Raw genomic sequence first — 24,189 nt, 5'->3', positions numbered from 1 at the left:
GAGGCCGTGCGCGGTTTCAGCGTCCCAGCCGGTAAGGCTCTTCAAAGTCCAGAAAATCGTGCTCGGCCAAGGCGCCTTGCACCCAGGCTTGCACACCGGGCAGAGCCGCCACCCGGTCCACATAGGCCGCCATGTCAGCGGGCAGCGGCAGGCCGTAGGTTTTCAGGCGCATGCACACGGGTGCAAAGTAGGCGTCGGCAATGCTGAAGCTGCCAAACAGCAGCGGGCCGCTGCCGTCGGGCATGTGCGCAGGCTGGGCCGCCAGCAGCTCGCCCCACAGGCCGCACAAGCGCGCCACGTCGGCGCGCACGCCGGCCTGGTCGCGCCAGATCAGGCGGCCCACGTCGGGCAGGCTGGCTTCAATGTTCATGGGGCAGTGGCTGCGCAGTGCCCCAAAGCCGCTGTGCATTTCGGCGCACACGCTGCGGGCGCGTGCCCGGGCGTGTCGGTTGGCGGGCCAAAGGGCCTTTTCAGGAAAGCGCTCGGCCAGGTACTCGGCAATGGCCAACGTGTCCCACACGGCAAAGCCATCGTCCACCAAGACCGGCACCTTGCCCACCGGGTTGATGCCCCGCATCTGGCGTTTGAAGGTGGAGCTGGCATCGAACGAGTCGAAGCGCACCATGACTTCTTCAAATGCAATGCCCGCCTGCGTCAGCAGCACCCAAGGCCGCATGGACCAGGACGAATAGTTTTTGTTGCCAATGTAGAGTTGCAGCGCCATGTGGTTTCCTTGTCAGAACTTGCATGCTAAGGCCTGCTGGGCGCTGCATTGATGCAAAAAAACCCGCAAATTGATGCGGGTTCGTGGCGCCAGGGCCGGGGTCAGTGCCCTGGGCCAAGCATCAAGCGTACTTTTCCAGAATGCGCGTTGAGCGCTCAACTTCCCGAAACGTGTCCACTTCCGATTCAGAGCCCGACACCGCTTCCATCACCGAGCAGGCCATCATCCGGTAAAAGGCCTTGTCCATGGCCTTGCGAGCGGCTGACATTTGCTGCGCCACGTCTTCGCACGGCCGACCGCTTTCCACCATGTCAATCAGGCCGCGCACCTGACCTTCAATGCGCTTGAGGCGATTGATCACGTCGCGCTGGTGTTCCGACCGGTAGGCCGACGCCGCAGAGGGCTCGGTGGCACTGGACGCGGTTTTTGCTGGAATGGCTGCCATGGTGTGTCCTGTAAATGAGGGGCTGTCCCCGAGTTTGCCAAAGAAACGGCCCCGCGCGCTTTCATGCATTCCCTAATAGTGACTTTGGTTTAGGTGCGTACCCTACCCCCTAGGGTAGTCACCAATGACGAAGCAGAGGTGGTTCGATAAGTTACGGGTTGCAACGTTTGACGAAAGTCAAACCGCAGCTTCATCACCCACGGACAAAGAGGACCCGTTTCATGCCTATCTTCAAGCGCATCTCCATCGGCCTGGCCCTGACGGCCACCCTGCTCGTGACCACCGGTTGCGGCAGCCTGGCCACCATCAGCAAACTCGAAGACGGCGCGGGCGCAGAAGCCTCGCGCATGTGGGACCGCTGGGTGGAGGGCGGTGGTGACATTGCCATCGCGACCACCTGGGAGCGCAAGGTGAAAGACGGCATCAGTGCCGCCGAGGTTGAGCAAATTTTGAAAGGCGTGGCGGTGGAGCGCAACATGCGCGATGTGGGCACGCTGCCGCTGTCCAAAGAGCTGGAAGCGCGCTCGGGCAAGAAAGAAAAGCTGCTCACGGTGTACTCGTTTTGCAGCCCCGACACCGCTCGCAAGATGGTGGACTTCAGCCCCCACATGGCGGCCTACCTGCCCTGCCGCATCAGCATGGTGGAGAAGGAAGACGGCCTGTGGCTCTACACCCTCAACATGGACATGATGGTGAAGATGGGCCGCAAGCTCCCATCTCCCCTGAAAGAAGAGGCCATGGCCGTGCGCAACACCATCTGGGAAATGATGGAGCGCGGCTCCAAGGGCGAGTTCTGAAAAACACCGATTTCCCAATATAAAAAACCATCCACCCGAGGAGACACTTCATGACATTCCCCCTTCACGCGCTGCGCGCTGCGGCACTGCTGGCACTGGGCACCGCCTGGTTGCCGGCGCATGCCACCAATGGCTATTTTCCCCACGGCTTTGGCATCAAGGCCAAAGGCATGGGTGGGGCTGGCATTGCCTTGGCACAGGATGCTTTTGCTGGTGCCAATAACCCCGCTCAGGCCGCTTTCGCAGGCAACCGCATGGAGGCTGGTCTTGAATTGTTCGCGCCCGACCGTGAGATGAGTCGCAGTTTTGCTGGCATGCAGATCACCTCGGCTGCGAGCGACAAAAAAACATTTTTGGTTCCCGAGTTTGGTTACAACGTGGCGTTGTCCAATAAGCTTGGTTTGGGCATTGCGGTTTATGGCAATGGCGGTATGAACACCACCTACCCCGGCGGCACGACCGATTGTTCCGAGCTGCTGGCCGGAGCATCTCCGACTTCCAATGCGTTGTGCGGAATGGGGACTCTGGGTGTCGATCTGATGCAACTGACCATTGCACCTACTGTGGCTTACAAGTTCAGCGATGGACATGCATTCGGGTTGAGCCCACTGCTCGTTTACCAGCAGTTCAAGGCCTCTGGCCTGCAGGCTTTTCAAATGTTGCCAGGAGCATCAACCGATCCGGCCAACCTAACCAACAACGGTTACGACAGCAGCACTGGGATTGGTATTCGCCTGGGGTACATGGGCAAGCTTTCGGACCAAATGTCCATTGGGGCTTCTTATTCACCCAAAATCAGCATGGGTCGTTTCAACGATTACGCAGGGCTGTTTGCGGACGATGGGAAGTTTGATATTCCAGAAAACTACGGTGTAGGCGTTGCTTTTCAGGCCACTTCGTCGGTGCACATTGCACTCGATTACAACCGCATCAACTACAGCAAGGTGCCCTCCATCGGCAATCCTGCAGGGTTCAATATGGGAGCCCCTGACGGAGGTGGATTTGGCTGGAAAGATGTCAATGTGGTCAAGCTGGGTGTGCAGTGGCAGATGAACCCAAAGACGACGTTGCGCTTTGGTGTGAACAAGGGTACTAATCCGGTCACCAGCGCAAACATCACGCCCAACATTTTGGCGCCAGGTGTCATGAAAACGCACATCACGTTTGGGGGCACTTACGCCATGAGCCCAACGTCTGAGCTCAGTTGGCACTTCATGCACGCACCTCGCGTGTCTGTCACGGGAGCGTCGTTGTTCAACGGCCTGCTTCCCCCTGAAAGCCCATTGGTGCAAGAAACGGTCAGCATGCGCCAGAACTCGATAGGCATTCAGTGGGGCATGAAATTTTGATTGTCTTCATCTGAGACGGGGTCTCATTCGGCCACCCGGTCCAAAAGACTGGGTGGCCTTTTTTCGTCTGAACGGTGGCGCTCGGTCAGCGTCGGCCAGCGCCCTGACGGGCTTGCAGCAAGGCGCTGCGGCCACCGCGGTCGCCCAGGTAGCTGGGTGCAATGGCTGCCACACGCGCAGGCGCAATGCCCAGCACCGACAGACCGGGGCACTGGCCGCTGGCCACGTTGTCCACCGACATGGCGGCCAGGTTGTCCCGGCTCATGAGTGGCTCACCCGGTGCCAGTTCCATCATGAGCGCCTGCAGCCGGCCCACGGCCATGGGCAGCGGCAACACGGGGCGCTCGGTGCTGCCGAAGCGCCCGGCCAGGCGCACCAGCTCGCCCAGCGTCAACACCTCAGGCCCGGCGCATTCGTAGGTCTGGCCCACGGTGCTTTGGGCCTGGCTGCCGTGTTGCAGGCAGGCCAGCACGGCGCTGGCCACGTCGTCCACCCACACGGGTTGAAAACGGGCACCCGCTCCGGCCAGCGGCATCACGGGAAACACCGCTTGCAGTCGGGCAAACAGGTTCAGAAAGCGGTCGCCAGCGCCAAAGATCACGCTTGGGCGCAGCACGGTCAGGTCCAGGCTGGCCTGGCGCAAAACGGCTTCGCCCCGGGCTTTGCTGCGCTGGTAGCGCGAAGGGCCGTCCAGGCCCACGCCGAGTGCGCTCACATGAACCACGCGGCGTACACCGGTGACCGCGCAGGCGCGCGCGAGCTTGGTGGGAAGCTGCACATGCACATGCTCAAAAGCGGCTTCAGTGCCGTGCAAGATGGCCACGAGGTTGACCACGGCGTCGTGCCCCGGCAGCAGGCGGGTCAGCTGGGCTTCGTCGTGCACATCGGCTTCCAGCACGGTTACGCGGGGCAGGTGCTGCACGGCGGCGGCGTTGATGGCGCGGCGCGTGGGCACGGTGATGCGCCAGCCCATGCGGTGGAGCTTTTCACACACATGGCGGCCCACAAAGCCGGTGCCGCCGAGGACGAGGATGTTTTTCATAGAGGGTTTGGTTGCGGTTGGGTCGGTATCAGAACGGCCAGGTGCTGCATTCCGTTGCTTAGGGCAGGTCGCGGTTGATGGCCACGGCGTCGGCGCGCGGGCCCACCACGCCCAGGCGTGCACGCAGTGACTGGGGCTGCCCGGTGATGAGCGCGGCGTAGTTGGTGGTGTTGGCAAGCACGCGCTTGACGTAGTCGCGTGTTTCGTCAAACGGAATGTTCTCAGCCCAGATCTCGCCGGGCAGCGTGGGGCCGTTGCGCCAGGCGCGGGGGCGTCCAGGTCCGGCGTTGTAGGCAGCAGCCGCCATGGGCAGAGAGCCTTCAAAGTCGTCCAGCGCAAATTTCAGGTAGGCCGTGCCGATCAGGATGTTGGTGTCCAGCTCGTTGATCTGCCCCGCCTTGAAGCCACTCAGCCCGATCTTGCGCGCCGTCCAGCTGGCGGTGGCGGGCATCACCTGCATGAGGCCAGATGCGCCCACATGCGAACGCGCGTTCATCACAAAGCGGCTTTCTTGCCGAATCAGCCCGTACACATAAGCCGGGTCCAGGCCAATGGCATTGGACCGTTGCACGACGGCGCTCTGGTGGGGCATCGGAAAGCGCTGGCTGTAGTCCAGCGCGTCGGGCGTGCGCTTGCTGGTGTTGATGCAGCGGTCCCACAGTTCGTTGCGGCAGGCCAGTGCCGCAGCGGCCAGCAGCTCGCGCTCGGCTTTGCCGCCGGGTGCGTGCAGCGCGACCGCGTAGTGCCACTCGCGCACACCTTCGCTGCGCAGGCCCAGCTGCATTGAGGCCAGGGCGCGGCGCAAACCGGGGTGGTTTTCAGCAGCGGCCATTTCTTGTGCTGTCAGGGGTGGCGGTGCAGGGGGTACCGTGATCGACCGGCCCAGCTCTTCCATGGCCAGCTGTTCGTAAAAACCGCGCGGAGAGGCGATCGATTCGTACAACGCACGGGCTTGCGTCAGGGCGCCTGCGGCGTCGGGTTCTTTCAGGGCTTGCAGGCTGCGCGCGCGCCAGTAAATCCACACCGGCTCGCCACGCTGTGTTTCGCTCATGGCGCCAATGGCGTCGCGCACATGGCCCCAGGCGCCAGCGCGCAGCCCGGCGCGGGCTTTCCAGGCCAGGTGGTCGTCGTGCATAAAGCGGTCTTGCCCGTTGGCGAAATGGGTCAGTGCGTCGTCTTGCAGCTTTTGGGCCGAACGCCGGCCAATCACGCCCCACAGCCAGCCACGCTCTTCTTGCGTGAGCTGCGTCACCCAGCGCTTGCGCTGCAGTTCAAGGGCTGCTGCCGTCGGGTCGCTGGCGGCCAGGCGGATGGCGGCCAGCGTCACCATTTCTTTGGTGCGCGGGCGGATCGCGGTGAACTTTTCGTCCAGGTACTTCGCCGGGTCTTTGGCCAGGGCCTCGATCATGGGCACCCAGTCCGGGTCGAGCATGGCCACCGCCTGCGCCACCGCGCGGGGTTTGTTGGCGTCCATGGCCAGGCGGGCGCGCTGCCACACCGCCAGGGGTTTCAGGTGGCCGCTGTCCAAGAGCGCCCGGGCGGCGGTGGCGCAGCCGTCGTCCAGGTCGCGCTGGGCGTGCCACAGCGGTGCCACCTGGCGCGCGGCTTCGCTGGCGGGGGTGCGCCCGGCCACAGCGTCCAGCATGAGCGCGTAGCACTGTATCTGGCGGTCGTCGTTCATACGGAATTTGGGCAGCTCGGCTTCAAACGTGGCCCAGTCGCGCTGCTTGCCCAGTTGCAACAGCCAGTCGTTGCGCAGTCGGTCTTCCCAGTAGCTGCCGGCCATGCGGTCCATGGCGGCGCGTATCTCGGTCGCTGGCGCGGTTTCGAGCCGGGCCTTCATGTCCCAATAAATGGCCAGCGGTTCCAGTGCGTGGCCGCGCACGCGGGGCAGCAAAGCGGCCAGCTGCCCGGTGTTGTTGCGCCGAAACGCTTCACGCATGTCCAGTAGCGCCGTATCAGCTGGTGTTTGCGCCCAAGCCATTTCTTGCAGCGCCAGCACGGCCATAATGGTTGCGAGACCTCGCTTCATTATTTTTCCCTGTTTCAGGCTTACCAGTTTCATCTGCTGATTATGGACAACAAAGACGGTCAAAGTTCCCCCCAACTCCCTTTGAAGCAGGCTGACGGATCAGCGGTGGTGACGCAAAAAGCGGCCTGGCGCAAAGCCTTGGTGGAGAAGCGCCAAAACCTGGTCGACCGCGCTTGGCGCAACGACCTGCTGCAGCGCGTCATGCGGGTCTGGTTGATCGAGCGGCCCGACGCCATCATTGGCGCCTACTGGCCCATCAAAGGTGAGTTTGACCCCCTGCCCGCGCTGTTTCGCTGGCAAGAAGCTGGGCTGGAAGAAGACGCCCAAGGTGCCCAGCGGCACCGCCGCATTGCGCTGCCGGTGGTCAACAAGGTGGACAAAACGCTCACCTTCCATACCTGGTACCCCGGCTGCCCCATGGAAGAAGATGCTTACGGCATTCCCAAACCCAAAGACACCGAAGTGGTGACGCCCACGTTGATCTTTGTGCCCTGCGTGGGCTATGGGCCGGGCGGCTACCGCCTGGGTTATGGCGGTGGTTTTTACGACCGCACCCTGGCCAGCCTGCAGCCCAAACCCTTCACCGTGGGCCTGGGCTACGACTTCGCCTACCTGCCCGGCCTGCAGCCTGAAATACACGATGTGCCGCTGGACGCGATTCTTGCCGACACCGGGGTGATGTGGCCTGAGAGGTAGAGCCCCCACGCTCCCCACTGCCCCGGCGTCGGCCACAGCCGATGCCGCAAGTGGTGCGCTGCCCCCCGGGGGGGCTCTTTCACCTTGGGGCGGGCCGGCGGTGAAACGGGCCACGCTCTCCGCTGCGTGTGGTTCGCTGCCCCCCGAGGGGGCTGTTTCACCTTGGGGCGGGCCGGCGGTGAAACGGGCCACGCTCCCCGCTGCGACTGTCTCCTGCAGGCGGGAGGACGAAGTTGCTGGCGATCGCGCTCACCTTCAGGGATGCTCCGCATTGGCATGTACTTCGGTGATGCGTTTTTCGCGCCGCACCAGATACAAGCCACTGCCCACAATGATGGCCGCGCCCAGCCAGGTATGGGGCGCGGGCAGGCTTTGCCAGATCAGCCAGTCCAGCCCCACGCCCCAGGCCAGGGCGCTGTATTCGAAGGGCGCTACGGCCGATGCCTGACCGTGGCGAAACGCTTCGGTAATGGCCAGCTGGCCGCCAAAGCCGGTGATGGCCAGCGCCAGCAGCAGCGCGGCGTCTGTGCGCTGAATGGCCACCCAGCCGGGCGCGGCCAAAACCCCCGCACCCACGGCCATCATCACCATCATCCAGAGCACCATGCTTTCGCTGCTGTCGGTGCGACTGGCCAGCCGGCCCGCCACCGCCGCCACCGCGTAGCACAGCGCCGCCCCCAGCACGGCCAGCCCGCCGGAGGTCACGAAGCCGGCTTGCAGGTCTTCGCCGTTCGGGCGCAGCGCAATCAGCACCCCCACAAAGCCGATCGCAATAGCCCACCAGTGGGCCGCTGGTACGCGTTCCTTCAGCACCGGCACCGACAGCACAGTAATCAGCAGCGGGGCAATGAAAAACAGCGTGTAGGTGGCCGACAGCGGCAGCTCGCGCACCCCCAGCGTGAACAGCGACAGCATGGTGATGCCCAGCGCGCCGCGCAGCAGGTGCAGCGGCCAGCGCACCCGCCACACCGTGTGCCACGCGCCGCGCCAGGCTACGTAGAGCAGCACCAGCGGCAGCGCGGTGGCGCCGCGCAGCGCTGCAATCTGCAGCACCGGGTAGCGGGTGGACAGCAGCTTGAGCACCGCGTCCATCACCGCGAAAAAGCCCACCGCCACCAACATGGCGATGATGCTGCGCAGGTTGCCGCTGGGGTGGTGGTTGGGCTGGGGCATGGATTGGAAATCGAGCGAGGACCGGTGCGTGGGCCGCTGAGTGTGCCCCACCGATCGGCCGCACACAGCACCAACGCGCGTCAATCCAGATGGTCCACCGTGTCGGGGTCGGGCACGTCGCCAATGGCTTCGCGGGTGGCGGCGGCTTGCTGCTGCAGCCAGTCGCAAAACGCCTTCACCTCCGGGCGCTGGTGGCTGCGCGGCGCCACCACCAGCCAGTAGGCCAGCGGCGAGTCCATGCGCGTGTGCGGCAGCGGTTCCACCAGCGCGCCGCTGGCCAGGCTTTCGGCCACCAGCGGCAGGCGCGCCAGCGCCACGCCCTGGCCAGTGAGCGCGGCCTGCACGATCTGGTGCGCGTAGTTGAAGTACAGCCAGCGCTGCGGCGTGAGCTTGTGCGCCACGACGGCCTTGGCCCCGCGTGCGGCTTGGCGCGGTGGCGCGGTGCGGCCAAACTGGTCCAGCCAGCGCTGCCAGGTGAGCCACTCCAGGTGGCGGGTGCGGTGGGCGTCGCCAGCTTCAATCAGCGTCATCTTGGCCAGGTCTTCCACCTGGGCCAGGCGGTGTTCTTTCAGCAGCCAGGGGCTGGCTACGGGCGTGAGCTGCTCGCCAAACAAGCGAATGGCCCCCACCGGTGCCGCTTGCGGAACCACGTAGCGCAAGGCCAGGTCCACATCGGCGGTGGCCAGGTCCACCGCGGCATCTGACGCATCAATGCGGATGTCAATGTCCGGGTGCTCGCGCTGAAACGCTTCCAGCCGGGGAATCAGCCACATGGACGCAAACGACGCCCAGGTGGTGATGGCCACGCTCTTGCGCCCCGCACTCTGGCGAATCTGCCGCACCGCCGCATCAACGCGTTCCAGTGCCAGGCCCGTGGCGCGCAGCAACTGCGCGCCCGCGCTGGTGAGCTCCACCGCCCGCGTGTGGCGCAAGAAAAGCGCAGCACCCACCTCGTCTTCCAGCGCCTGAATCTGCCGGCTCACCGCGCTCTGCGTGAGCGAAAGCTCTTCGCCTGCGGCGCGAAAGTTCAGGTGCCGGGCCACCGCGTCAAAGGCGCGCAGGTGGCCGGCAGCAATGGGCCGGGTGCGGGGGTGGCTGGTGGTGAGCTGCATGGTCGGGTTGAGCTGATTGATGCGCTTATGGAATCAATAGCTTAGCGCCATTTCATTGGACGCAGCGCCCGTGCAGCGAGAAGATGCACCCCAATCTGCATTCACAGGAGGTCCCCATGCCACACGCCCATGTCGCCCCCAGCCGCCGCCCAGCCATCGGAACCTGGCGCTTGCACCCCGGCCACGCCATGGCGCTGCGCTCCAGGCAGAGTGCCGTGTTGCGCGTCTTTTGCGGGCGCGTCTGGGTGACGCTGGGCCAGCCGGCTGGCGCCACACCGCAGAGCGCTGGCGACCGCTTTTTAGCCCCTGGCGATGTGCTGACCGTGCCCGCCGGTGCGCGCATGGTGCTGGAGCCCATCGCGCCGCCGGGCGACGCGGCACCCGTGCATTTCGACTGGACCGATGCACCGGCGATGGCCCGCCCCGGCCGCTTCGAGCGGGAAGTTGGTTTGCCCCTGCGGGAGCTGGCCGCCGCGCTCGGACACGTTGCCCTGGCCACCGTGCGCGTGCTGCGCGGCTTGCTTGGCTATGGCGAATTCCTGGTGCCCGGGCGCGGGCGCGTACTTTCACCGCTGGAGTCCTTGCGCTCTTGACGCTGGCGAGCTGGCCGCCTGTCGGCCCAGCGCGAAGGGCCTTGAACCCAGAACGCCGCGCAACGGGCTTTGCCATGCCGCAGGCGTTGCCCCTTGAGGGGTGGCGTGGCTCCCCGCAGCGAGCAAGCGGGGGTGAACCACACCCAGTGGGAGAATCCACCCATGGCCCGCCCCAAATCTGCCTCCCACGACCTCAAGCGCGAAGAGATTCTCGACGTCGCCTCGCAATGCTTTGCCCGCCAGAGTTTTCCGGCCGCCAGCATGAACGACATTGCCACCGCCTGCGGCACCAGCAAGGCGCGGCTCTACCACTATTACGAGAGCAAAGAAGCTATCCTGTTTGACCTGCTCGACCGCTACACCCAGCGGCTGCTGGCGCTCATTGGCGAGGCCGAAGCGCGTGCCCAGCGCAAAAACCTGAACGATCGCGACGCGCTGAGCGAACTGGTGCGCGCCTTTTTGGACGAATACGAACACTCCGCCACGCGCCATGTGTCGCTGGTGTCCGACACCAAGTTCTTGGGCGATATCCAGCGCGAACTCATCCTGAACCGCCAGCGCGACGTGGTCGCCGCCGTCACCCGTTTTCTGAAGCGCGCTTACCCCGAACGCGTCACCCCGGCCAACCAAACCGCGCTCACCATGATGCTGTTTGGCATGATCAACTGGACCTTCACCTGGCTGCGCCCCGATGGCCCCATGAGCTACGCGGCCTTTGCCGACGAAGTGGTGGCTGTGCTTGAGCGCGGCTTTGCCGGCTGAAAAATGCGGCCCGGCGGGTGGGTTAAAAATTCACTTATGTGAAATTCGTTTCGTTTAGGTAAAATACGGCTACTTGTTGCCCGCCCACACTGGAGACCTCCCATGAGCAAAGCTTTCGCATCCCAGGCCGACCTGGAAGACAAAAAGATCACTTTCGAGCAGCTCAGCCCCCATTGCTGGGCCTACACCGCTGAAGGCGACCCGAACTCGGGCGTCATCATTGGCGACAAATTCATCATGGTCAGCGACGCCACCGCCACCCCGGCCATGGCGCGCGACCTGATCAAGCAGATCCGCACCGTCTCCGACAAGCCCATCAAATACGTGTTGCTGACCCACTACCACGCCGTGCGCGTGCTGGGTGCCAGCGCTTATGCGGCCGAAGGCGCCACCGAAATCATTGCCACCCAGGGCACGCTCGAACTCATCCAAGAGCGCGGCGCACAAGATATGCAGAGCGAAATGGAGCGCTTCCCGCGCCTGTTCCGTGGTGCCGACTCGGTGCCCGGCCTCACCTGGCCCACCATGGTCATCGGCGGCGGCGACGCCACCAAGGGCGAAGTGCCCGGCAAACTCACCATCGACCTGGGCGGTGTGAACGTGCAAATCTGGAGCCCGGGCCACGGCCACACCCGGGGCGACACCATCGCCTGGGTGGAAGAAGAAAAAGTGCTGTTCAGCGGCGACCTGGTCGAATACGAAGCTGGCGTGTACACCGGCGACGCGCAACTGGCCGAATGGCCCGCCACGCTCGAAGCCCTGCGCGCGCTCAAGGCCGAGTTCATCGTGCCCGGCCGCGGCGAAGCCATGAAAGGCAACGCCGACGTGAACAAAGCGCTGGACTACACCCAGCGCTGGGTCACGACCCTGTTTGCCGCCGGCAAAGAAGCCGCCGCCGCCGGCATGGACCTCAAAGCCGCCATGGCCCACACCCGCAAGAGCATGGACCCGGTGTTTGGCCACGTGTTCATTTACGAACACTGCCTGCCGTTTGACGTGAGCCGCGCTTTTGACGAAGCCAGCGGTATCAAAAACCCCCGCATCTGGACCGCCGAGCGCGACATGGACATGTGGAAAGCGCTGCAGAGCTGAGCCAGCGCCTGCTGTGCCCCGCACTGGCCGCCTTCGGGCGGCTTTTTGCTGGGCTGCGCGCTACGATGCAGTCCCTCTCTTGCATCCCCAAGCCATGTCCGCCGCCCTCAACCACACCGCCACCGACTGGGCCGTCGTCGCTGTGTTCGCCACCGTTTATCTGGGCATGTTTCTGGGCGGCTTGCCGCGCCTGAAGCTCGACCGTTCGGGTGTGGCGCTGCTGGGCGCCATTGCGGTGATCGCGTTCACCGGCATGCCGCTGGAAGAGGCCGCGCGCGCGGTGGACCTGCCCACCATCGTGCTGCTGTTCGCTTTCATGGTGGTTTCGGCCCAAATGCGGCTGGGCGGTTTCTACACCGAGGTCACGCGCCGCGTGGGCGGCCTGGCGCTGTCGCGATCGGGCCTGCTGGCGGCGCTGATTGGCGTGGCGGGCGGGCTGTCGGCCGTGTTTTCCAACGACATCATCTGCCTGGCCATGACGCCGGTGGTGGCGCGCCTGTGCCTGCAGCGTGGGCTCAACCCGGTGCCGTTTCTCATTGGGCTGGCGTGTGCGGCCAACATCGGTTCGGCCGCCACACTCATTGGCAACCCGCAAAACATGCTCATTGGGTCGGTGCTGCAGTTGCCGTTTGGCGGCTACCTGCGCGCAGCGGTGGTGCCGGTGGCGGTCAGTCTGGGTGTGCTGTGGGCCTGGCTGGCGTTTGGGCCGGGCGCCCGTGCCGGCGCGCCCGAACTGCGGCAGCCGCAGGGTGTGCGCTTGCAAGCCGAAGAAGCGCCGGCCTTTGACCGCTGGCAGACCGCCAAGGGCCTGGCCGTGGCTGGCGCGCTGATGGCTGTGTTCCTGCTGACCGACTGGAACCGCGAAGTGGCCGCGCTGGTGGGCGCCGCCACGCTGCTGCTGTCGCGCCGCTTCCATTCGGCTGATGTCATGGGTTTTGTGGACTGGCAGTTGCTGCTGTTGTTCATCGGCCTGTTTGTGGTCAACCACGCGTTCGGGCAAACCGGGCTGGCTGCCGATGCGGTGGGCTGGCTGGCCGCACAGGGCGTGCACCTCACCGACCCCGGCGCGCTGCTGTTGCTGGGCACGGTGCTGTCCAACCTGGTGTCCAACGTGCCGGCGGTCATGTTGCTGCTGCCGCACCTGGGTGCCGATCCGCAGCCAGCCGGCGTGCTGCTGGCGCTGGTGAGCACCTTTGCCGGCAACCTGCTGCTGGTGGGCTCCATCGCCAACCTCATCGTGGCCGATCTGGCCGCGAAGCAGGGCATTGCCATCGACTGGAAACAGCATGCGCGCACCGGGGTTCCGGTGACGTTGGCGACGCTGGCCGTGGTGTGGGGCTGGATGCGCTGGGCTGGCTGAAGCATTGCCCCTGGGTGCATTCCCCGGCGCGTGACCCGCAACGGTTGCAGCCACCCCAGCGCAGGGCACCGCAGAACCGGCTTTACCGGACCGCCAGTGCCGCCCCCCCCCCTTGGGGGTGACGCCGAAGGCGACGCGGGGGGTCAGTGGATCGACGCCAGGAACTGTTGCAGCTCGGGTGTCTTGGGCGACGCAAACAGTTCCGCCGGTGGGCCCATTTCGTGCACGCGGCCCTGGTGCATGAAGATCACGCGGTCGCTCACCTTGCGGGCGAAATTCATCTCATGGGTCACCATCAGCAGGGTCATGCCCTCAACGGCCAGCGACTCCACCACGCGCAGCACCTCGCCCACGAGTTCGGGGTCGAGCGCGGACGTGATCTCGTCGCACAGCAGCACGCTGGGCTCCATGGCCAGCGCCCGCGCGATCGCCACGCGCTGCTGCTGGCCGCCGGAGAGCTGGTCGGGGAAGGCGTCAAACTTTTCGCCCAGGCCCACGCGGTCCAGCAGCTGCCGCGCGCGCTGCTCGCCGCTGGTCTTGTCGGTCTTCTTCACCAGACCGGGCGCGAGCATCACGTTGCGGCCCACGTTCAGGTGCGGGAACAGGTTGAAGTTCTGGAAGATCATGCCCACGTGCTGGCGCAGCTCGCGCATGGCCGCAGCGTTGCCGTGCAGCAGCGGCTGGCCGTCCACGCTCAGGCTGCCGGACTGGAACACCTCCAGCCCGTTGATGCAGCGCAGCAGCGTGCTCTTGCCCGAGCCGCTCTTGCCGATGATGGCGATCACCTCGCCCGGCTTGACCTGCAGGTCGATGCCCTTGAGCACCTCGTTGCTACCGTAGGACTTGCGCAGCTGGTGGATGTCGACGATGGGCTTGGTGGTGTCAGCGCTGGACATTGAGTTTTCTTTCTAATGAACGCGCATACAGGCTCACAGGGAAGCACAGCGCAAAGTACAAAAGGGCCACGCAGCTGTAGACCAGGAAGGGCTGGAAGGTGGCGTTGGTGATCATGGTGCCGGCCTTGGTGAGCTCGACGAAGCCGATCACCGAAGCCAGCGCCGTGCCCTTGATCACTTGCACCAGAAAGCCGACGGTGGGCGCGATCGCGATGCGGGTGGCCTGCGGCAGCACCACATAACGCAGCTGTTCGCCAAAGCTCAGCGCCAGGCTTTGCGCCGCTTCCCACTGGCCCTTTGGCACGGCGGCCACGCAGCCGCGCCAGATCTCGACCAGGAAGGCACTGGTGTAGAGCGTGAGCGCCACGGCCGCAGCCACCCAGGCCGAGGTGTCGACGCCGAACAGCGCCAGGCCAAAATAGGCCAGGAACAGCTGCATCAGCAGCGGCGTGCCCTGGAAGAGCTGCACGTAACCTGCCACAAAGCGCCCTGCGCCAGGCCAGCGCGCGGTGCGCGCCACCAGCAGGGCCATACCGACCAGACCACCGCCGATGAAAGCGATGAGCGACAGACCCACCGTCCAACGCGCGGCCAGCAGCAGGTTGCGGAAGATGTCCCACAAAGAAAAATCAACCACGCCGGCCTCCAAATAGATAACGCGGGCCAGCCCAGTTGAGCAGCGCTCGCACGCCGATGGACAGCAGCAGGTAGGTGCCGGTGGCGATGATGAAGGCCTCGAAGGCGCGGAAGTTGCGGCTTTGAATGAGGTTGGCCGCGTAGCTCAGCTCCTCGGTGGAGATCTGGCCGCACACCGCCGAGCCCAGCATCACGATGATGATTTGGCTGGTGAGCGCGGGCCACACCTTCTGCAAGGCTGGTGGCAGCACCACATAGCGAAAGGTTTGCAGTTTGGAGAGCGCCAGACTGGCTGCGGCTTCGAACTGGCCCTTGGGCGTGGCCTCAATGCCGGCGCGGATGATCTCCGCCGCGTAGGCGCCGAGGTTGATCACCATGGCGATCACCGACGCGGTCTCGGGCGTGAGCTTCACGCCCGCGGCCGGCAGCCCGAAGAAGACGAAGAACAGCTGCACGATGAAGGGCGTGTTGCGGATCAGCTCCACGTACGTGCCCACCACCCAGCGCAGCCACAGCGACCCGCTGCTGCGTGCCCAGGCGCAGAGCGTGCCCACCAGCAGGCCGATAACGGCCGAGATGGCGGTCAGGCCCAGCGTCCAGAGCACGCCCTTGGCGAGCAGCGGCCACTGCAGCAGCACGGCGATGAAGTCGAATTCGATGCGCATGGGTGTGCTCTCAATGCGTCAGGGGGTGCGAAGGTCGATTCGCTGGCGGGGCGCCCCAAGGCGAATCAGCCCCCGGACCCGGGAAGGACCGGGGCCTTCCCCGTTCCTGGGGCAGCGACCCGCGCAGCGGCAGAGCGCCGGTTCCACCCCGAAGGGATGGAGACGCAAGGGGGTTCATTACTCGGGAAGCGTGCCAGCCGGGCGGCCCAGCCACTTCTTCGCCAGGGCGTCGATCTCGCCCGATTTCTTGGCCATGACGATGATCTCGTTCACCTTCAGGCGCAGCGCGTCTTCGCCCTTGGCCACGCCAATGAAGTTGGGGCTGTCTTTCAGCAGCAGCTTGTACTCGGCACCCAGTTGCGGGTTGCGCGCCATCATGTTGCCGGCCACCGAAGCGCCGGTGGCGATGAGCTGGGTCTGGCCCGAGACGAAGGCCGAGACGGTGGCGTTGTTGTCTTCGAAACGCTTCACGTCGGCGGTGGCCGGGGCGAGCTTGGTGAGCTCCTGGTCTTCGATGGCACCACGGGTCACGCCGATGGATTTGCCGGCGAGATCCGCGAAGCTGGAGACCGCGAGCGATTTCGACGCGAACACCGCTTGGAAGAAGGGCGAATAGGCGACGGTGAAATCGATCACAGCCGAACGCTCGGGGTTCTTGCCCAGGGTCGAGATGACGAGGTCGGCCTTGCGCGTCTGCAGGTAGGGGATGCGGTTGGCACTCGTCACGGGCACCAGCTCGACCTTCACACCCAGCTTGGTGGCGATGAGCCTGGCGGTGTCAACGTCCAGGCCCTGGGGCGCGAGGTCGGTGCCGACGAAGCCGTAGGGCGGAAAGTCGGTCGGGATGGCGATCTTGATGGTCTTGGCCTTCATCACATCGTCGAGTGCGGTCTGGGCGTGGGCGGCGCCCAAGCTGGCGAGCGCGCCCACGGCAACGGTGGCGAGAAACAGGCGTTTGGTGGTTTTCATATCAAGTTTCCTAGGTAGGTTTCAGGGGTGGGTGGGGAGGGGGCATGGGCGCCCGCGCGGCCCTTGGGCGCGCGCGGTGCGGGGGAGATGGGTGCCAGCGCTTCGCGCAGGTTGGCCAGCGGGTCGTTGGCCGGGGCCAGGCGCAGGGCGGCCTGCACCTGGCCAATGTGTTCTTCCATCAGGCGCTCGGCCTCGGCCACGTCGTCGCGCGCCAGCGCTTCGACGATGGCCACGTGGTCCTGGCAGGACTGCACCGCGTCGTGCGTGCTTTGGTAGAGCATGGCGATCAGCGTGGTGCGCGCGGTGTAGTCGCGCAGCGTGTCGGCCAGCAACTGGTTGCCCAGGCATTCGGCCAGACAAACGTGGAAGTCGCCCAGCAGGTAGCTGCGCTGGCCCACGTCATCGCCTTTGAGCGCGTCTTGCTCCTGCTTGAGGTGTTGCTTCAGGCGTTTGACCGCAGCCTTGTCCACCGGTCCGGTGCGGCGGATGAGGCCGGTTTCGATGACGCGCCGCGCCTCGAAGGCCTCACGCGCTTCGTCGTGCGAAGGCTGCACCACGTACCAGCCGCGGCGCGAGCTGACGGTGACGATGCCGCGTGTGGCCAGGCGCACCAGTGCCTCGCGCACCAGGGTGCGGCTGCAGTCGAACAGCATCGACAGGCTCTGCTCGCCCAGTCGGGTGCCGGGGGCCAGGCGCTGCGCCAGGATGGCTTCGATGATGCGTTGGGCGATGTCGGTGGAGCTGACCATGAAAAAACCTTTGTGGGCTTCTTCCATGCGAATTCCGTGCCATGGCCATACCAGTCTTGTATGCAAGATGGATGCACCGGGCTTGTGCGGTGATCAGATCAAGAACCCGACCCCAAGGTCCGCTGTGGTGCGGTTTTCGCGGGTGGGGTTGGCCCCTGCCCCAGTTTGGCGCGTGGCCTCAGCGTTGCGCCACCAGCGCCCGCAAATCGTCTTCGTAGCCCTTGAGCACGCGCACGGCGTTGGCGCGCTGTTCGGGGGTGGTGGTGTTGTGCAGCGCGGCAAACTGGGCGCAGCCGTGTTGCACCTGGGTTTGGCTGTAAGCGCTGTAGCCGGGCGTGGGTGACTGAAGCACGCGAGCCAGGTAGCTGCGGGTGGCGTTGAGTGCTGCGGCATTCACCGCCCCGTTGCCATTGCCATTGCCATTGCCATTGCCATTGCCGTTGCCATTGCCGTTGCCGTTGCCGTTGCCGTTGCCGTTTTTCAGGGCTTGCACGGTTTGAAGGGTCTGCAGCAGATCGCTCTGGCGGCGCAGCCGCTCTTGCTGGGTTTTTTGCGCGTCCCAGGGCGACTGCTGCAGGCTGCTTTGCAGCAGCTCGCGCTGGTCGGGGCTCAGGCGGCCGTAGAGCATTTCGCTGCGGCTAACGGCTTTGTCCAGCCGCTGGCCCAGGCGCTGCTCGGGGCTGCCGCGCAAAAAATCTTTTTCAAACGACTCGTTGCTCTTGCTCTGGTGGCGTTGCAGGTGGGCCTGTTGCTCGGGGCTGAGCTGTTGGGCCAGGCGGGTGAGCGGCTCCAGGCTGCGTTCGCTGGCGCGCTGCACGGCGGCGCGCACGGCTTCAAATTGCGCGCAGGCCTGCGCCGGGGTCATGTCTTGTGTGGCCATTGCTTGCCACTGCTGCAGCTGGCGGGCGTAGGTGGGCAGTTCGGTGCTGCGGTGCCAGGCCAGGAAGGCGTCAATGTCTTGCCGGGCCTGGGGCGACTGCGCGCTGGTGAAGTCCACATAACCGTCGAGCCACCAATAGAGCAGGTTGGGTGCCTGGTTGTAGGCCAGGCGCGCGGTGCTGCAGGCGCCCAGCGCAACCAGCGTGGCCGCCAGCGCCAGGGCCAGCAAAACGCGGCGGGCGATAATCTTTGGATCAATCAACCAAGGGCTCTTTTGGGGCTCAGCAGAGGTGTTCATGTCGTTCCCGGTGGATGTGGTGGTGATGGCGGCGGGCAAAGGCACGCGCATGAAAAGCCTGCGGCCCAAAGTGTTGCACCGATTGGGCGGGCGTGCATTGGCCCAGCACGTGATCGACACGGCAGCGCGGCTATCGGCCCGCTCGGTGGTGGTGATCACCGGCCACGGGGCCGAGCGGGTGGAAGCCAGCCTGCAAGCGCCCGCTGGCGGCACCGAGCTCAAATACGTGCGCCAGGAACCGCAGCTGGGCACCGGCCACGCGGTTCAGCAGGCAGCTCCCGCGCTGCCCGACGATGGCGTAACGCTGGTGCTGTCGGGCGACGTGCCGCTGACCCAACCCGAAACCCTGCAAGCGCTGCTGGACCTGTGCGCCGGCGAGCGCCTGGCGCTGCTGACGCTGGACATGCCCAACCCCACGGGCTATGGCCGCATCGTGCGAGCGGCCGATGCTTCGGTGCAGGCCATCGTGGAGCACAAGGACGCCAGCGACGCCCAGCGCACCATCACCGAGATTTACAGCGGCATCATGGCCGTGCCCACCCGGCTGCTGAAGGGCTGGCTGGCCCGGCTGGACAACCAGAACGCGCAGAGCGAGTACTACCTGACCGACGTGGTGAAGTTTGCCGTGACCGACGGCCTGAGCGTGCAAGCGCACCGCATTGCCGACGCGGTGCAGGTGGCGGGCGTGAACAGCCCGCTGCAGCTGGCCGAGCTGGAACGGGCCTACCAGCGCCGCGTGGCTGAAGGCCTGATGGAGCAAGGCACCCGCCTGGCCGACCCGGCGCGGCTGGACGTGCGCGGCGAACTGCTGTGCGGGCAAGACGTAGACATTGACGTGAACTGCGTGTTTGAGGGCCGCGTGGTGCTGGGCGACGGCGTGCGCATTGGGGCCCACTGCGTGATCGCCAATGCCGAGATTGAAGCGGGTGCGGTGATCCATCCGTTTACCCACATTGACGGCGAGAAGCTGGGCGTGCGTGTGGGCCCAGGGGCGCTGATTGGTCCGTTTGCCCGCCTGCGCCCTGGCGCCAAGCTGGGGCCCGAGGTGCACATTGGCAATTTTGTGGAAGTGAAAAACAGCACCCTGGCTGCAGGCGCCAAAGCCAACCACCTGGCCTACCTGGGCGACGCCGATGTGGGCGAGCGCGTGAACTACGGCGCGGGCAGCATCACCGCCAACTACGACGGCGCGAACAAGCACCGCACGGTGATCGAAGCCGACGTGCACGTGGGCAGCAACTGCGTGTTGGTGGCGCCTGTGACGATTGGCGCCGGCGGTACGGTGGGTGGTGGTTCCACCATCACCAAGAGCACGCCGCCCGGTGCGCTTTCGGTGGCGCGGGGCAAGCAGATCAGCGTGGCCGACTGGCCGCGCCCGGTGAAGAAAAAACCCTGATTTTTTCGGGCTTTTTTCAGCCGCCGCGCACGTCCAGCGAGTCGCCGTCAGAGCGGCTGTTGGACGGGTGGCGTTGGGTCTCGGTGTGGCCCCTGCGGCGGTCGGTGCGTTGCAGTTCCATCAGTCCGCTCAGGCCCAACACTTCGGAGTCCCGGTAGCCGGTGGTGGGGTAGAGCTGGTCGTACTCTGAAAACTGGGTTTCCAGCTGCTGCAGCGCACTTTCGCGGGCCGACGCTTTGGCCTTGGGCTGGGGCAGGGCGGCCAGGTTGAGTTGCTTGCGAAATTCCGCAGGTGCAGGCATGCGGTGCAGGCCGTTTTTCAGAAAAACAAAGCGCACACCGGCGGTCTTCAAGATGCGGTTTTTCATCTTCACCTGGTGCGCCTTGGCCTTGGCGTTGCTCAGGTGGTATTGCTCCACGTCAAAAGCAAATGCGGGGCGACCGTCTTCGCCGCACACCACAAAGTCCACCTGCTGCTTGCGCAGTCGCTCTTCAGCACGCTGGCGGTCTTTGGCGCGGCGCACCGACAGCATGGCTTTCAGCCCCACGTTGGGCAGCACCACCTGCCCAGGGAAGGTGTCTTGCAGGTAGTCCAGCATCTGCACCTGCTCTGCGGTGAGTATGGGCTCCGGCGTGTAGCGGTCGTCGCGGCCGGACGAGCGCCGCGCGTTCCAGCGCCAGGACCACACACCCAAGGCCACCAGCGCCAGGGCCACGGTGAACGCAATCCACAAAGGCAACATAAAACCCCCTTAATCGTTTGTATTTTTAATGCCTTCGCATTCTAGAAGCGCTGTTGCGTTGTTGGGGCGTTTTCGATGACTTGGTTGCGTGGCTGGCGTTCGCGGTTCAAGGGGCTGGGCGGCCCGTGTTTGCGGCGCCGGGCGCGTGGCCCAGCGGCAGGCGCGGGTCAAACTTGGCCCGCTTGAGGCTGAAAAATGCCTTCACATTGCGCACGTTGGCGTTGCTGGTGAACAGCCGCTGTGCCAGCGCCAGGTAGGCCGGCATGTCGGCGGTGTGCACCACGAGCATGAAGTCGGGCCCGGGGCTCACGCGGTAACACTGCTGCACCGCCGGGTCTGGCACCACGCGGGCTTCAAACGCTTCCTGGTGTTCGGCGCCCTGGCGTTCCAGCGTCACTTCAACCAGCGCCGTGAGGCCGTGGCCCAGCAGCGGGGCCAGCCGGTCGGGGCTGAGCAAAGCCACCTCGCGCTCAATCAGACCCAGGCTGCGCAGCCGCTTGACGCGGCGCAGGCTGGTGGGCGGCGACAGGTGGGCCAGCTCGGCCAGCGCCTGGTTGCTGCGGGCCGCGTCGGTTTGCAGCAGGTCCAGCAGCCGCAAGTCGGCATCGTCTATGTTGATTTCTTCCATAAATGTATTTTCAATGAAATAAATAAAATCGAATTTATGCCCATAAAGAAAATCGCTATTTTCTTTAACGATTTTGAAGATTAATTTCTTTCACTCTTGTTTAGCATCGGGCCCATTCAATACAAGGAGCTTGGTATGTGCGGCATCGTGGCAGGGGTTTCAGGGCGTGACATCGTGCCCGTGCTGGTTCAAGGTTTGCAGCGGCTGGAATACCGTGGCTACGACTCGTGCGGCGTGGCCGTGCACAGCGCAGGCCTGCGCCGCGCCCGCAGCACCGCCCGCGTGGCCGAGCTGATGCAGCAGGTGCAAGCCGACCACATTGCCAGCGGCACCGGCATTGCCCACACCCGCTGGGCCACCCACGGCGCGCCGGTGGTGCACAACGCCCACCCGCATTTCAGCCACGGCCCGACCAACACGTCGGCCGACGGCTCGGCCGGTCGGGTGGCGCTGGTGCACAACGGCATCATTGAAAACCACGACGAGCTGCGCGCCGCCCTGCAAGCCAAGGGCTACGTGTTTGAAAGCCAGACCGACACCGAAGTCATCGCCCACCTGATTGACTCGCTCTACGAAGGCGACGTCTTCACCGCCCTGCAAGCGGCCGTGGCGCAGCTGCACGGAGCCTATGCGCTGGCCGTGTTTCACAAAGACGAGCCGCACCGCGTGGTGGGCGCGCGGGCAGGTTCACCCTTGGTGCTGGGCGTGGGCGAAGACGCAGCAGAGCACTTTCTCGCCAGCGACGCCATGGCCCTGGCCGGCGTGACCGACCAGATCGTCTACCTGGAAGAGGGCGACCTGGTGGACCTGCAACTGGGCCGATTTTGGGTCACCGATGGCCAGGGACGCGCCTTTGACGCCAGCCAGCGCCCCGTGAAAACCGTGCACGCCCACAGCGGCGCGGCCGAGCTGGGCCCTTACCGCCACTACATGCAAAAGGAAATTTTTGAGCAGCCGCGCGCCATTGGCGACACGCTCGCAGGTATTGAAGGCATCACGCCCGAGCTGTTTGGCGATGGCGCCTACAGCGTGTTCAAGCGCATCGACAACGTGCTCATCCTCGCCTGTGGCACCAGCTACTACAGCGGCTGCGCGGCCAAATACTGGCTCGAAGACATCGCCAAAATCCCCACCCAGGTCGAAGTGGCCAGCGAATACCGCTACCGCACCAGCGTGCCCAACCCGCGCACGCTCGTGGTCACCATCACGCAAAGCGGCGAAACCGCCGACACCCTGGCCGCCCTGCGCCACGCCCAAAGCCTGGGTATGAAGCACACGCTCACCATTTGTAACGTGGCCACCAGCGCCATGGTGCGCGAGTGCGCGCTGGCCTACATCACCCGCGCCGGGGTTGAAATTGGTGTGGCGTCCACCAAGGCTTTCACCACCCAGCTGGCCGGCCTGTTCCTGCTCACACTCGCGCTGGCGCAGTCGCGCGGGCACCTGAGCGAAGAGCAAGAGGCCCACCACCTCAAGGCCATGCGCCACCTGCCTGTGGCGCTGCAAGCCGTGCTGGCACTGGAGCCCCAAGTGATCAGCTGGGCCGAAGACTTCGCCCGCATGGACAACGCCCTGTTTTTGGGCCGTGGCCTGCACTACCCCATTGCGCTGGAAGGCGCCTTGAAGCTCAAAGAAATCAGCTACATCCACGCCGAGGCCTACCCGGCCGGTGAGCTGAAACACGGCCCACTGGCCCTGGTAACCAGCGCCATGCCCGTGGTCACCGTGGCGCCCAACGACGCGCTGCTGGAAAAGCTGAAAAGCAACATGCAAGAAGTGCGCGCGCGCGGCGGGGTGCTCTACGTGCTGGCCGACGCCGACACCCGCATCCAGAGTGCCGAAGGCATTCACGTCATCCGCATGCCCGAACACTACGGCGCGCTGTCCCCCATCTTGCACGTGGTGCCGCTGCAGCTGTTGGCGTACCACACCGCGCTGGCCAAGGGGACGGACGTGGACAAACCGAGGAATTTGGCCAAGAGCGTGACGGTGGAGTAGTTTGGGCGACAGTACGGCGCGATTTTTCCCAAGGCAAAGCGCCTGAGACCCGGCACCGCATGCTGAGCAATCTGTGGGCGTATTCGCTGAATTCCGTGGTGACTTCGGTGTCGTTTGTCGACCCGAGGCGTGTATTCGGCACTGGGTCGTAAAGCCGTTGTTCCCATTGCAGCTGTCGAGAGGTACTTCTGAATCAAATGGGCATGCCTGAGTAGACTCGTGATCGGCTTGCTCGCGCAACTGGCCACAGCGAGAGAGAGAAGTTAGCCGTCACAAATTGGACTTGCTCACCTTGATCGCCAAGCTCGTCGAGTTCCTCGCTTGGCGCATTGAAGGTATCCGGTGTTCCAGATCGGTATGGCGCTGTGTGAAATGATGCGGCATGCCACTGAGTTCCGAAGACCTGCAACACATTGCCGCACGCAACCTGGCGCACTACGAACAGCATGCCCTGAGCTACTGGGAGGGCACGCGCGACCACGACGTGAGCCAGAACATCGCGGCGTTGCTGAAGCACATACAAGGGCCGCCGCCCCTTGACCTGCTGGATTTCGGCTGCGGGCCCGGGCGCGATCTTCATACTTTCAAGGCGCTGGGTCATCGAGCTGTGGGTTTGGAGGGCGCGCCCAGCGCGGCGGCGCTGGCGCGCACCCACAGCGGCTGCGATGTGTTGGAGCAAAGCTTCTTGCACCTTGATCTGCCGGCGCAGCGCTACGACGGTGTGTTTGCCAACGCCGTGCTGTTCCATGTGCCCAGCCAGGTGTTGCCGCAGGTATTGCGACAACTGCAGGCCTGCTTGAAGCCGGGCGGTGTGCTGTTCAGCTCCAATCCGCGTGGCGATGGCCAGGAGGGCTGGAACGGTGGGCGTTACGGCGTGTTTCACGACTGGCCCAGCTGGTGCGCCTTGGTGACGGCCGCCGGCTTCGATGAGTTGGAGCACTTTTACCGCCCGGCAGGTCTGCCTATCGAGCAACAGCCTTGGCTGGCGAGCGTCTGGCGCAAGCGCTGAGCGCTGGGCATGGCTGCATGCGGTTGACCGTGTCTCCGGCCAGATGCTTGGTCGGTGTCCGCTCGCGATGGTCATGAGCGTCGATACCGGTTTTGCGATGCGGTGCATGACCAAAGACCGCTGCCGCAGTTTGCCGGCGAACGGGCG

General features: G+C 64.8%; 24 protein-coding genes. 10 read left to right on the top strand and 14 right to left on the bottom strand.

The genetic code is table 11. The annotated features are described in order from the left end of the window. Positions 1–16 precede the first annotated feature (16 nt). Together ACTG4K_RS04640 and ACTG4K_RS04635 are read right to left on the bottom strand one after the other, a co-directional pair. Positions 17–724 carry a glutathione S-transferase family protein gene (locus ACTG4K_RS04640; RefSeq protein WP_439113022.1) on the bottom strand — a complete coding sequence of 236 codons (708 nt, stop codon included), beginning with the start codon at positions 722–724 and terminating at the stop codon, positions 17–19. 121 nt (positions 725–845) lie between these two features. Continuing rightward, complete coding sequence (locus ACTG4K_RS04635; protein ID WP_439113021.1) at positions 846–1,169, bottom strand: metal-sensitive transcriptional regulator; 324 nt, start codon at positions 1,167–1,169, stop codon at positions 846–848. A gap of 221 nt (positions 1,170–1,390) precedes the next feature. Here ACTG4K_RS04635 and ACTG4K_RS04630 point away from each other — a divergent pair, with 221 nt between their 5' ends. Beyond that, a complete protein-coding gene (locus ACTG4K_RS04630) occupies positions 1,391–1,966 on the top strand; it encodes a DUF302 domain-containing protein (protein WP_439113020.1) in 576 nt (191 codons plus the stop codon). A 50-nt stretch (positions 1,967–2,016) separates the two neighbouring features. Next, positions 2,017–3,315, top strand: a complete 1,299-nt coding sequence (locus ACTG4K_RS04625; protein ID WP_439113019.1) for an OmpP1/FadL family transporter — start codon at positions 2,017–2,019, stop codon at positions 3,313–3,315. An 85-nt stretch (positions 3,316–3,400) separates the two neighbouring features. On the opposite strand, the gene ACTG4K_RS04620 is transcribed toward ACTG4K_RS04625, so the two are convergent. Then, complete coding sequence (locus tag ACTG4K_RS04620; RefSeq protein WP_439113018.1) at positions 3,401–4,357, bottom strand: complex I NDUFA9 subunit family protein; 957 nt, start codon at positions 4,355–4,357, stop codon at positions 3,401–3,403. 58 nt (positions 4,358–4,415) lie between these two features. After that, the gene (locus tag ACTG4K_RS04615; RefSeq protein WP_439113017.1) at positions 4,416–6,389 is read right to left on the bottom strand and encodes a transglycosylase SLT domain-containing protein; all 1,974 of its coding nucleotides are present in this window, start codon (positions 6,387–6,389) and stop codon (positions 4,416–4,418) included. Positions 6,390–6,431: 42 nt separating this feature from the next. On the opposite strand from ACTG4K_RS04615, the gene ACTG4K_RS04610 reads away from it, so the two are divergent. After that, positions 6,432–7,085: a 5-formyltetrahydrofolate cyclo-ligase gene (locus ACTG4K_RS04610; protein ID WP_439113016.1), complete on the top strand. Its 654-nt coding sequence runs from the start codon at positions 6,432–6,434 to the stop codon at positions 7,083–7,085. 255 nt (positions 7,086–7,340) lie between these two features. Here ACTG4K_RS04610 and ACTG4K_RS04605 read toward each other — a convergent pair whose 3' ends face one another. Together ACTG4K_RS04605 and ACTG4K_RS04600 are read right to left on the bottom strand one after the other, a co-directional pair. Next, complete coding sequence (locus ACTG4K_RS04605; RefSeq protein ID WP_439113015.1) at positions 7,341–8,258, bottom strand: DMT family transporter; 918 nt, start codon at positions 8,256–8,258, stop codon at positions 7,341–7,343. Between the two features lie 80 nt (positions 8,259–8,338). Then, positions 8,339–9,370 (bottom strand): LysR substrate-binding domain-containing protein, encoded by a 1,032-nt coding sequence (locus ACTG4K_RS04600; RefSeq protein ID WP_439113014.1) that lies wholly within the window; start codon positions 9,368–9,370, stop codon positions 8,339–8,341. Positions 9,371–9,486: 116 nt separating this feature from the next. On the opposite strand from ACTG4K_RS04600, the gene ACTG4K_RS04595 reads away from it, so the two are divergent. The 4 genes from ACTG4K_RS04595 (at position 9,487) to ACTG4K_RS04580 (ending at position 13,177) form a co-directional block, all read left to right on the top strand. Further along, positions 9,487–9,963 (top strand): DUF2917 domain-containing protein, encoded by a 477-nt coding sequence (locus tag ACTG4K_RS04595; protein WP_439113013.1) that lies wholly within the window; start codon positions 9,487–9,489, stop codon positions 9,961–9,963. Positions 9,964–10,125: 162 nt separating this feature from the next. Then, positions 10,126–10,725 carry a TetR/AcrR family transcriptional regulator gene (locus ACTG4K_RS04590; RefSeq protein WP_439113012.1) on the top strand — a complete coding sequence of 200 codons (600 nt, stop codon included), beginning with the start codon at positions 10,126–10,128 and terminating at the stop codon, positions 10,723–10,725. Between the two features lie 102 nt (positions 10,726–10,827). Beyond that, positions 10,828–11,817: an MBL fold metallo-hydrolase gene (locus ACTG4K_RS04585; protein ID WP_439113011.1), complete on the top strand. Its 990-nt coding sequence runs from the start codon at positions 10,828–10,830 to the stop codon at positions 11,815–11,817. 94 nt (positions 11,818–11,911) lie between these two features. Beyond that, the gene (locus ACTG4K_RS04580) at positions 11,912–13,177 is read left to right on the top strand and encodes an anion transporter (protein ID WP_439113010.1); all 1,266 of its coding nucleotides are present in this window, start codon (positions 11,912–11,914) and stop codon (positions 13,175–13,177) included. Between the two features lie 143 nt (positions 13,178–13,320). Here the strand turns inward: ACTG4K_RS04580 and ACTG4K_RS04575 are convergent, their stop codons facing one another. The 6 genes from ACTG4K_RS04575 to ACTG4K_RS04550 form a co-directional block, all read right to left on the bottom strand. Then, positions 13,321–14,073 carry an amino acid ABC transporter ATP-binding protein gene (locus tag ACTG4K_RS04575; protein WP_439113009.1) on the bottom strand — a complete coding sequence of 251 codons (753 nt, stop codon included), beginning with the start codon at positions 14,071–14,073 and terminating at the stop codon, positions 13,321–13,323. Further along, complete coding sequence (locus ACTG4K_RS04570; protein ID WP_439113008.1) at positions 14,060–14,710, bottom strand: amino acid ABC transporter permease; 651 nt, start codon at positions 14,708–14,710, stop codon at positions 14,060–14,062. Before ACTG4K_RS04570 ends, ACTG4K_RS04575 begins: the two co-directional genes overlap by 14 nt. Continuing rightward, complete coding sequence (locus ACTG4K_RS04565) at positions 14,703–15,374, bottom strand: amino acid ABC transporter permease (RefSeq protein ID WP_439113007.1); 672 nt, start codon at positions 15,372–15,374, stop codon at positions 14,703–14,705. Before ACTG4K_RS04565 ends, ACTG4K_RS04570 begins: the two co-directional genes overlap by 8 nt. A gap of 177 nt (positions 15,375–15,551) precedes the next feature. After that, complete coding sequence (locus ACTG4K_RS04560) at positions 15,552–16,343, bottom strand: transporter substrate-binding domain-containing protein (RefSeq protein ID WP_439113006.1); 792 nt, start codon at positions 16,341–16,343, stop codon at positions 15,552–15,554. Further along, positions 16,340–17,092 (bottom strand): GntR family transcriptional regulator, encoded by a 753-nt coding sequence (locus ACTG4K_RS04555; RefSeq protein WP_439113142.1) that lies wholly within the window; start codon positions 17,090–17,092, stop codon positions 16,340–16,342. Before ACTG4K_RS04555 ends, ACTG4K_RS04560 begins: the two co-directional genes overlap by 4 nt. A 178-nt stretch (positions 17,093–17,270) precedes the next feature. After that, entirely contained in the window at positions 17,271–18,269 is a 999-nt protein-coding gene (locus ACTG4K_RS04550) for a DUF6279 family lipoprotein (RefSeq protein WP_439113005.1), read from the bottom strand. Here ACTG4K_RS04550 and glmU point away from each other — a divergent pair. Then, the gene (gene glmU, locus ACTG4K_RS04545) at positions 18,268–19,665 is read left to right on the top strand and encodes a bifunctional UDP-N-acetylglucosamine diphosphorylase/glucosamine-1-phosphate N-acetyltransferase GlmU (protein ID WP_439113004.1); all 1,398 of its coding nucleotides are present in this window, start codon (positions 18,268–18,270) and stop codon (positions 19,663–19,665) included. The genes ACTG4K_RS04550 and glmU overlap by 2 nt on opposite strands. A 16-nt stretch (positions 19,666–19,681) precedes the next feature. Here the strand turns inward: glmU and ACTG4K_RS04540 are convergent, their stop codons facing one another. Together ACTG4K_RS04540 and ACTG4K_RS04535 are read right to left on the bottom strand one after the other, a co-directional pair. Further along, entirely contained in the window at positions 19,682–20,407 is a 726-nt protein-coding gene (locus tag ACTG4K_RS04540) for a DUF2726 domain-containing protein (protein ID WP_439113003.1), read from the bottom strand. Between the two features lie 106 nt (positions 20,408–20,513). Further along, entirely contained in the window at positions 20,514–21,035 is a 522-nt protein-coding gene (locus tag ACTG4K_RS04535) for an Lrp/AsnC family transcriptional regulator (RefSeq protein ID WP_439113002.1), read from the bottom strand. A gap of 135 nt (positions 21,036–21,170) precedes the next feature. Between ACTG4K_RS04535 and glmS the strand changes: the two genes are divergently transcribed. Beyond that, entirely contained in the window at positions 21,171–23,033 is a 1,863-nt protein-coding gene (gene glmS / locus ACTG4K_RS04530) for a glutamine--fructose-6-phosphate transaminase (isomerizing) (protein ID WP_439113001.1), read from the top strand. Between the two features lie 382 nt (positions 23,034–23,415). Beyond that, complete coding sequence (locus ACTG4K_RS04525) at positions 23,416–24,042, top strand: class I SAM-dependent methyltransferase (protein WP_439113000.1); 627 nt, start codon at positions 23,416–23,418, stop codon at positions 24,040–24,042. The last annotated feature ends 147 nt before the right edge of the window (positions 24,043–24,189 follow it).

The sequence above is a fragment of the Hydrogenophaga sp. genome (genome assembly GCF_965657535.1).
Lineage (GTDB): Bacteria > Pseudomonadota > Gammaproteobacteria > Burkholderiales > Burkholderiaceae_C > Hydrogenophaga.
This window is presented reverse-complemented; position numbering and strand designations above follow the sequence as displayed.

Coding starts and splice junctions, on each gene's coding strand:
- ACTG4K_RS04640 (WP_439113022.1), bottom strand. CDS start 724: ATGGCGCTGCAACTCTACATTGGCAACAAAAACTATTCGTCCTGGTCC.
- ACTG4K_RS04635 (WP_439113021.1), bottom strand. CDS start 1,169: ATGGCAGCCATTCCAGCAAAAACCGCGTCCAGTGCCACCGAGCCCTCT.
- ACTG4K_RS04630 (WP_439113020.1), top strand. CDS start 1,391: ATGCCTATCTTCAAGCGCATCTCCATCGGCCTGGCCCTGACGGCCACC.
- ACTG4K_RS04625 (WP_439113019.1), top strand. CDS start 2,017: ATGACATTCCCCCTTCACGCGCTGCGCGCTGCGGCACTGCTGGCACTG.
- ACTG4K_RS04620 (WP_439113018.1), bottom strand. CDS start 4,357: ATGAAAAACATCCTCGTCCTCGGCGGCACCGGCTTTGTGGGCCGCCAT.
- ACTG4K_RS04615 (WP_439113017.1), bottom strand. CDS start 6,389: ATGAAGCGAGGTCTCGCAACCATTATGGCCGTGCTGGCGCTGCAAGAA.
- ACTG4K_RS04610 (WP_439113016.1), top strand. CDS start 6,432: ATGGACAACAAAGACGGTCAAAGTTCCCCCCAACTCCCTTTGAAGCAG.
- ACTG4K_RS04605 (WP_439113015.1), bottom strand. CDS start 8,258: ATGCCCCAGCCCAACCACCACCCCAGCGGCAACCTGCGCAGCATCATC.
- ACTG4K_RS04600 (WP_439113014.1), bottom strand. CDS start 9,370: ATGCAGCTCACCACCAGCCACCCCCGCACCCGGCCCATTGCTGCCGGC.
- ACTG4K_RS04595 (WP_439113013.1), top strand. CDS start 9,487: ATGCCACACGCCCATGTCGCCCCCAGCCGCCGCCCAGCCATCGGAACC.
- ACTG4K_RS04590 (WP_439113012.1), top strand. CDS start 10,126: ATGGCCCGCCCCAAATCTGCCTCCCACGACCTCAAGCGCGAAGAGATT.
- ACTG4K_RS04585 (WP_439113011.1), top strand. CDS start 10,828: ATGAGCAAAGCTTTCGCATCCCAGGCCGACCTGGAAGACAAAAAGATC.
- ACTG4K_RS04580 (WP_439113010.1), top strand. CDS start 11,912: ATGTCCGCCGCCCTCAACCACACCGCCACCGACTGGGCCGTCGTCGCT.
- ACTG4K_RS04575 (WP_439113009.1), bottom strand. CDS start 14,073: ATGTCCAGCGCTGACACCACCAAGCCCATCGTCGACATCCACCAGCTG.
- ACTG4K_RS04565 (WP_439113007.1), bottom strand. CDS start 15,374: ATGCGCATCGAATTCGACTTCATCGCCGTGCTGCTGCAGTGGCCGCTG.
- ACTG4K_RS04560 (WP_439113006.1), bottom strand. CDS start 16,343: ATGAAAACCACCAAACGCCTGTTTCTCGCCACCGTTGCCGTGGGCGCG.
- ACTG4K_RS04555 (WP_439113142.1), bottom strand. CDS start 17,092: ATGGTCAGCTCCACCGACATCGCCCAACGCATCATCGAAGCCATCCTG.
- glmU (WP_439113004.1), top strand. CDS start 18,268: ATGTCGTTCCCGGTGGATGTGGTGGTGATGGCGGCGGGCAAAGGCACG.
- ACTG4K_RS04550 (WP_439113005.1), bottom strand. CDS start 18,269: ATGAACACCTCTGCTGAGCCCCAAAAGAGCCCTTGGTTGATTGATCCA.
- ACTG4K_RS04540 (WP_439113003.1), bottom strand. CDS start 20,407: ATGTTGCCTTTGTGGATTGCGTTCACCGTGGCCCTGGCGCTGGTGGCC.
- ACTG4K_RS04535 (WP_439113002.1), bottom strand. CDS start 21,035: ATGGAAGAAATCAACATAGACGATGCCGACTTGCGGCTGCTGGACCTG.
- glmS (WP_439113001.1), top strand. CDS start 21,171: ATGTGCGGCATCGTGGCAGGGGTTTCAGGGCGTGACATCGTGCCCGTG.
- ACTG4K_RS04525 (WP_439113000.1), top strand. CDS start 23,416: ATGCCACTGAGTTCCGAAGACCTGCAACACATTGCCGCACGCAACCTG.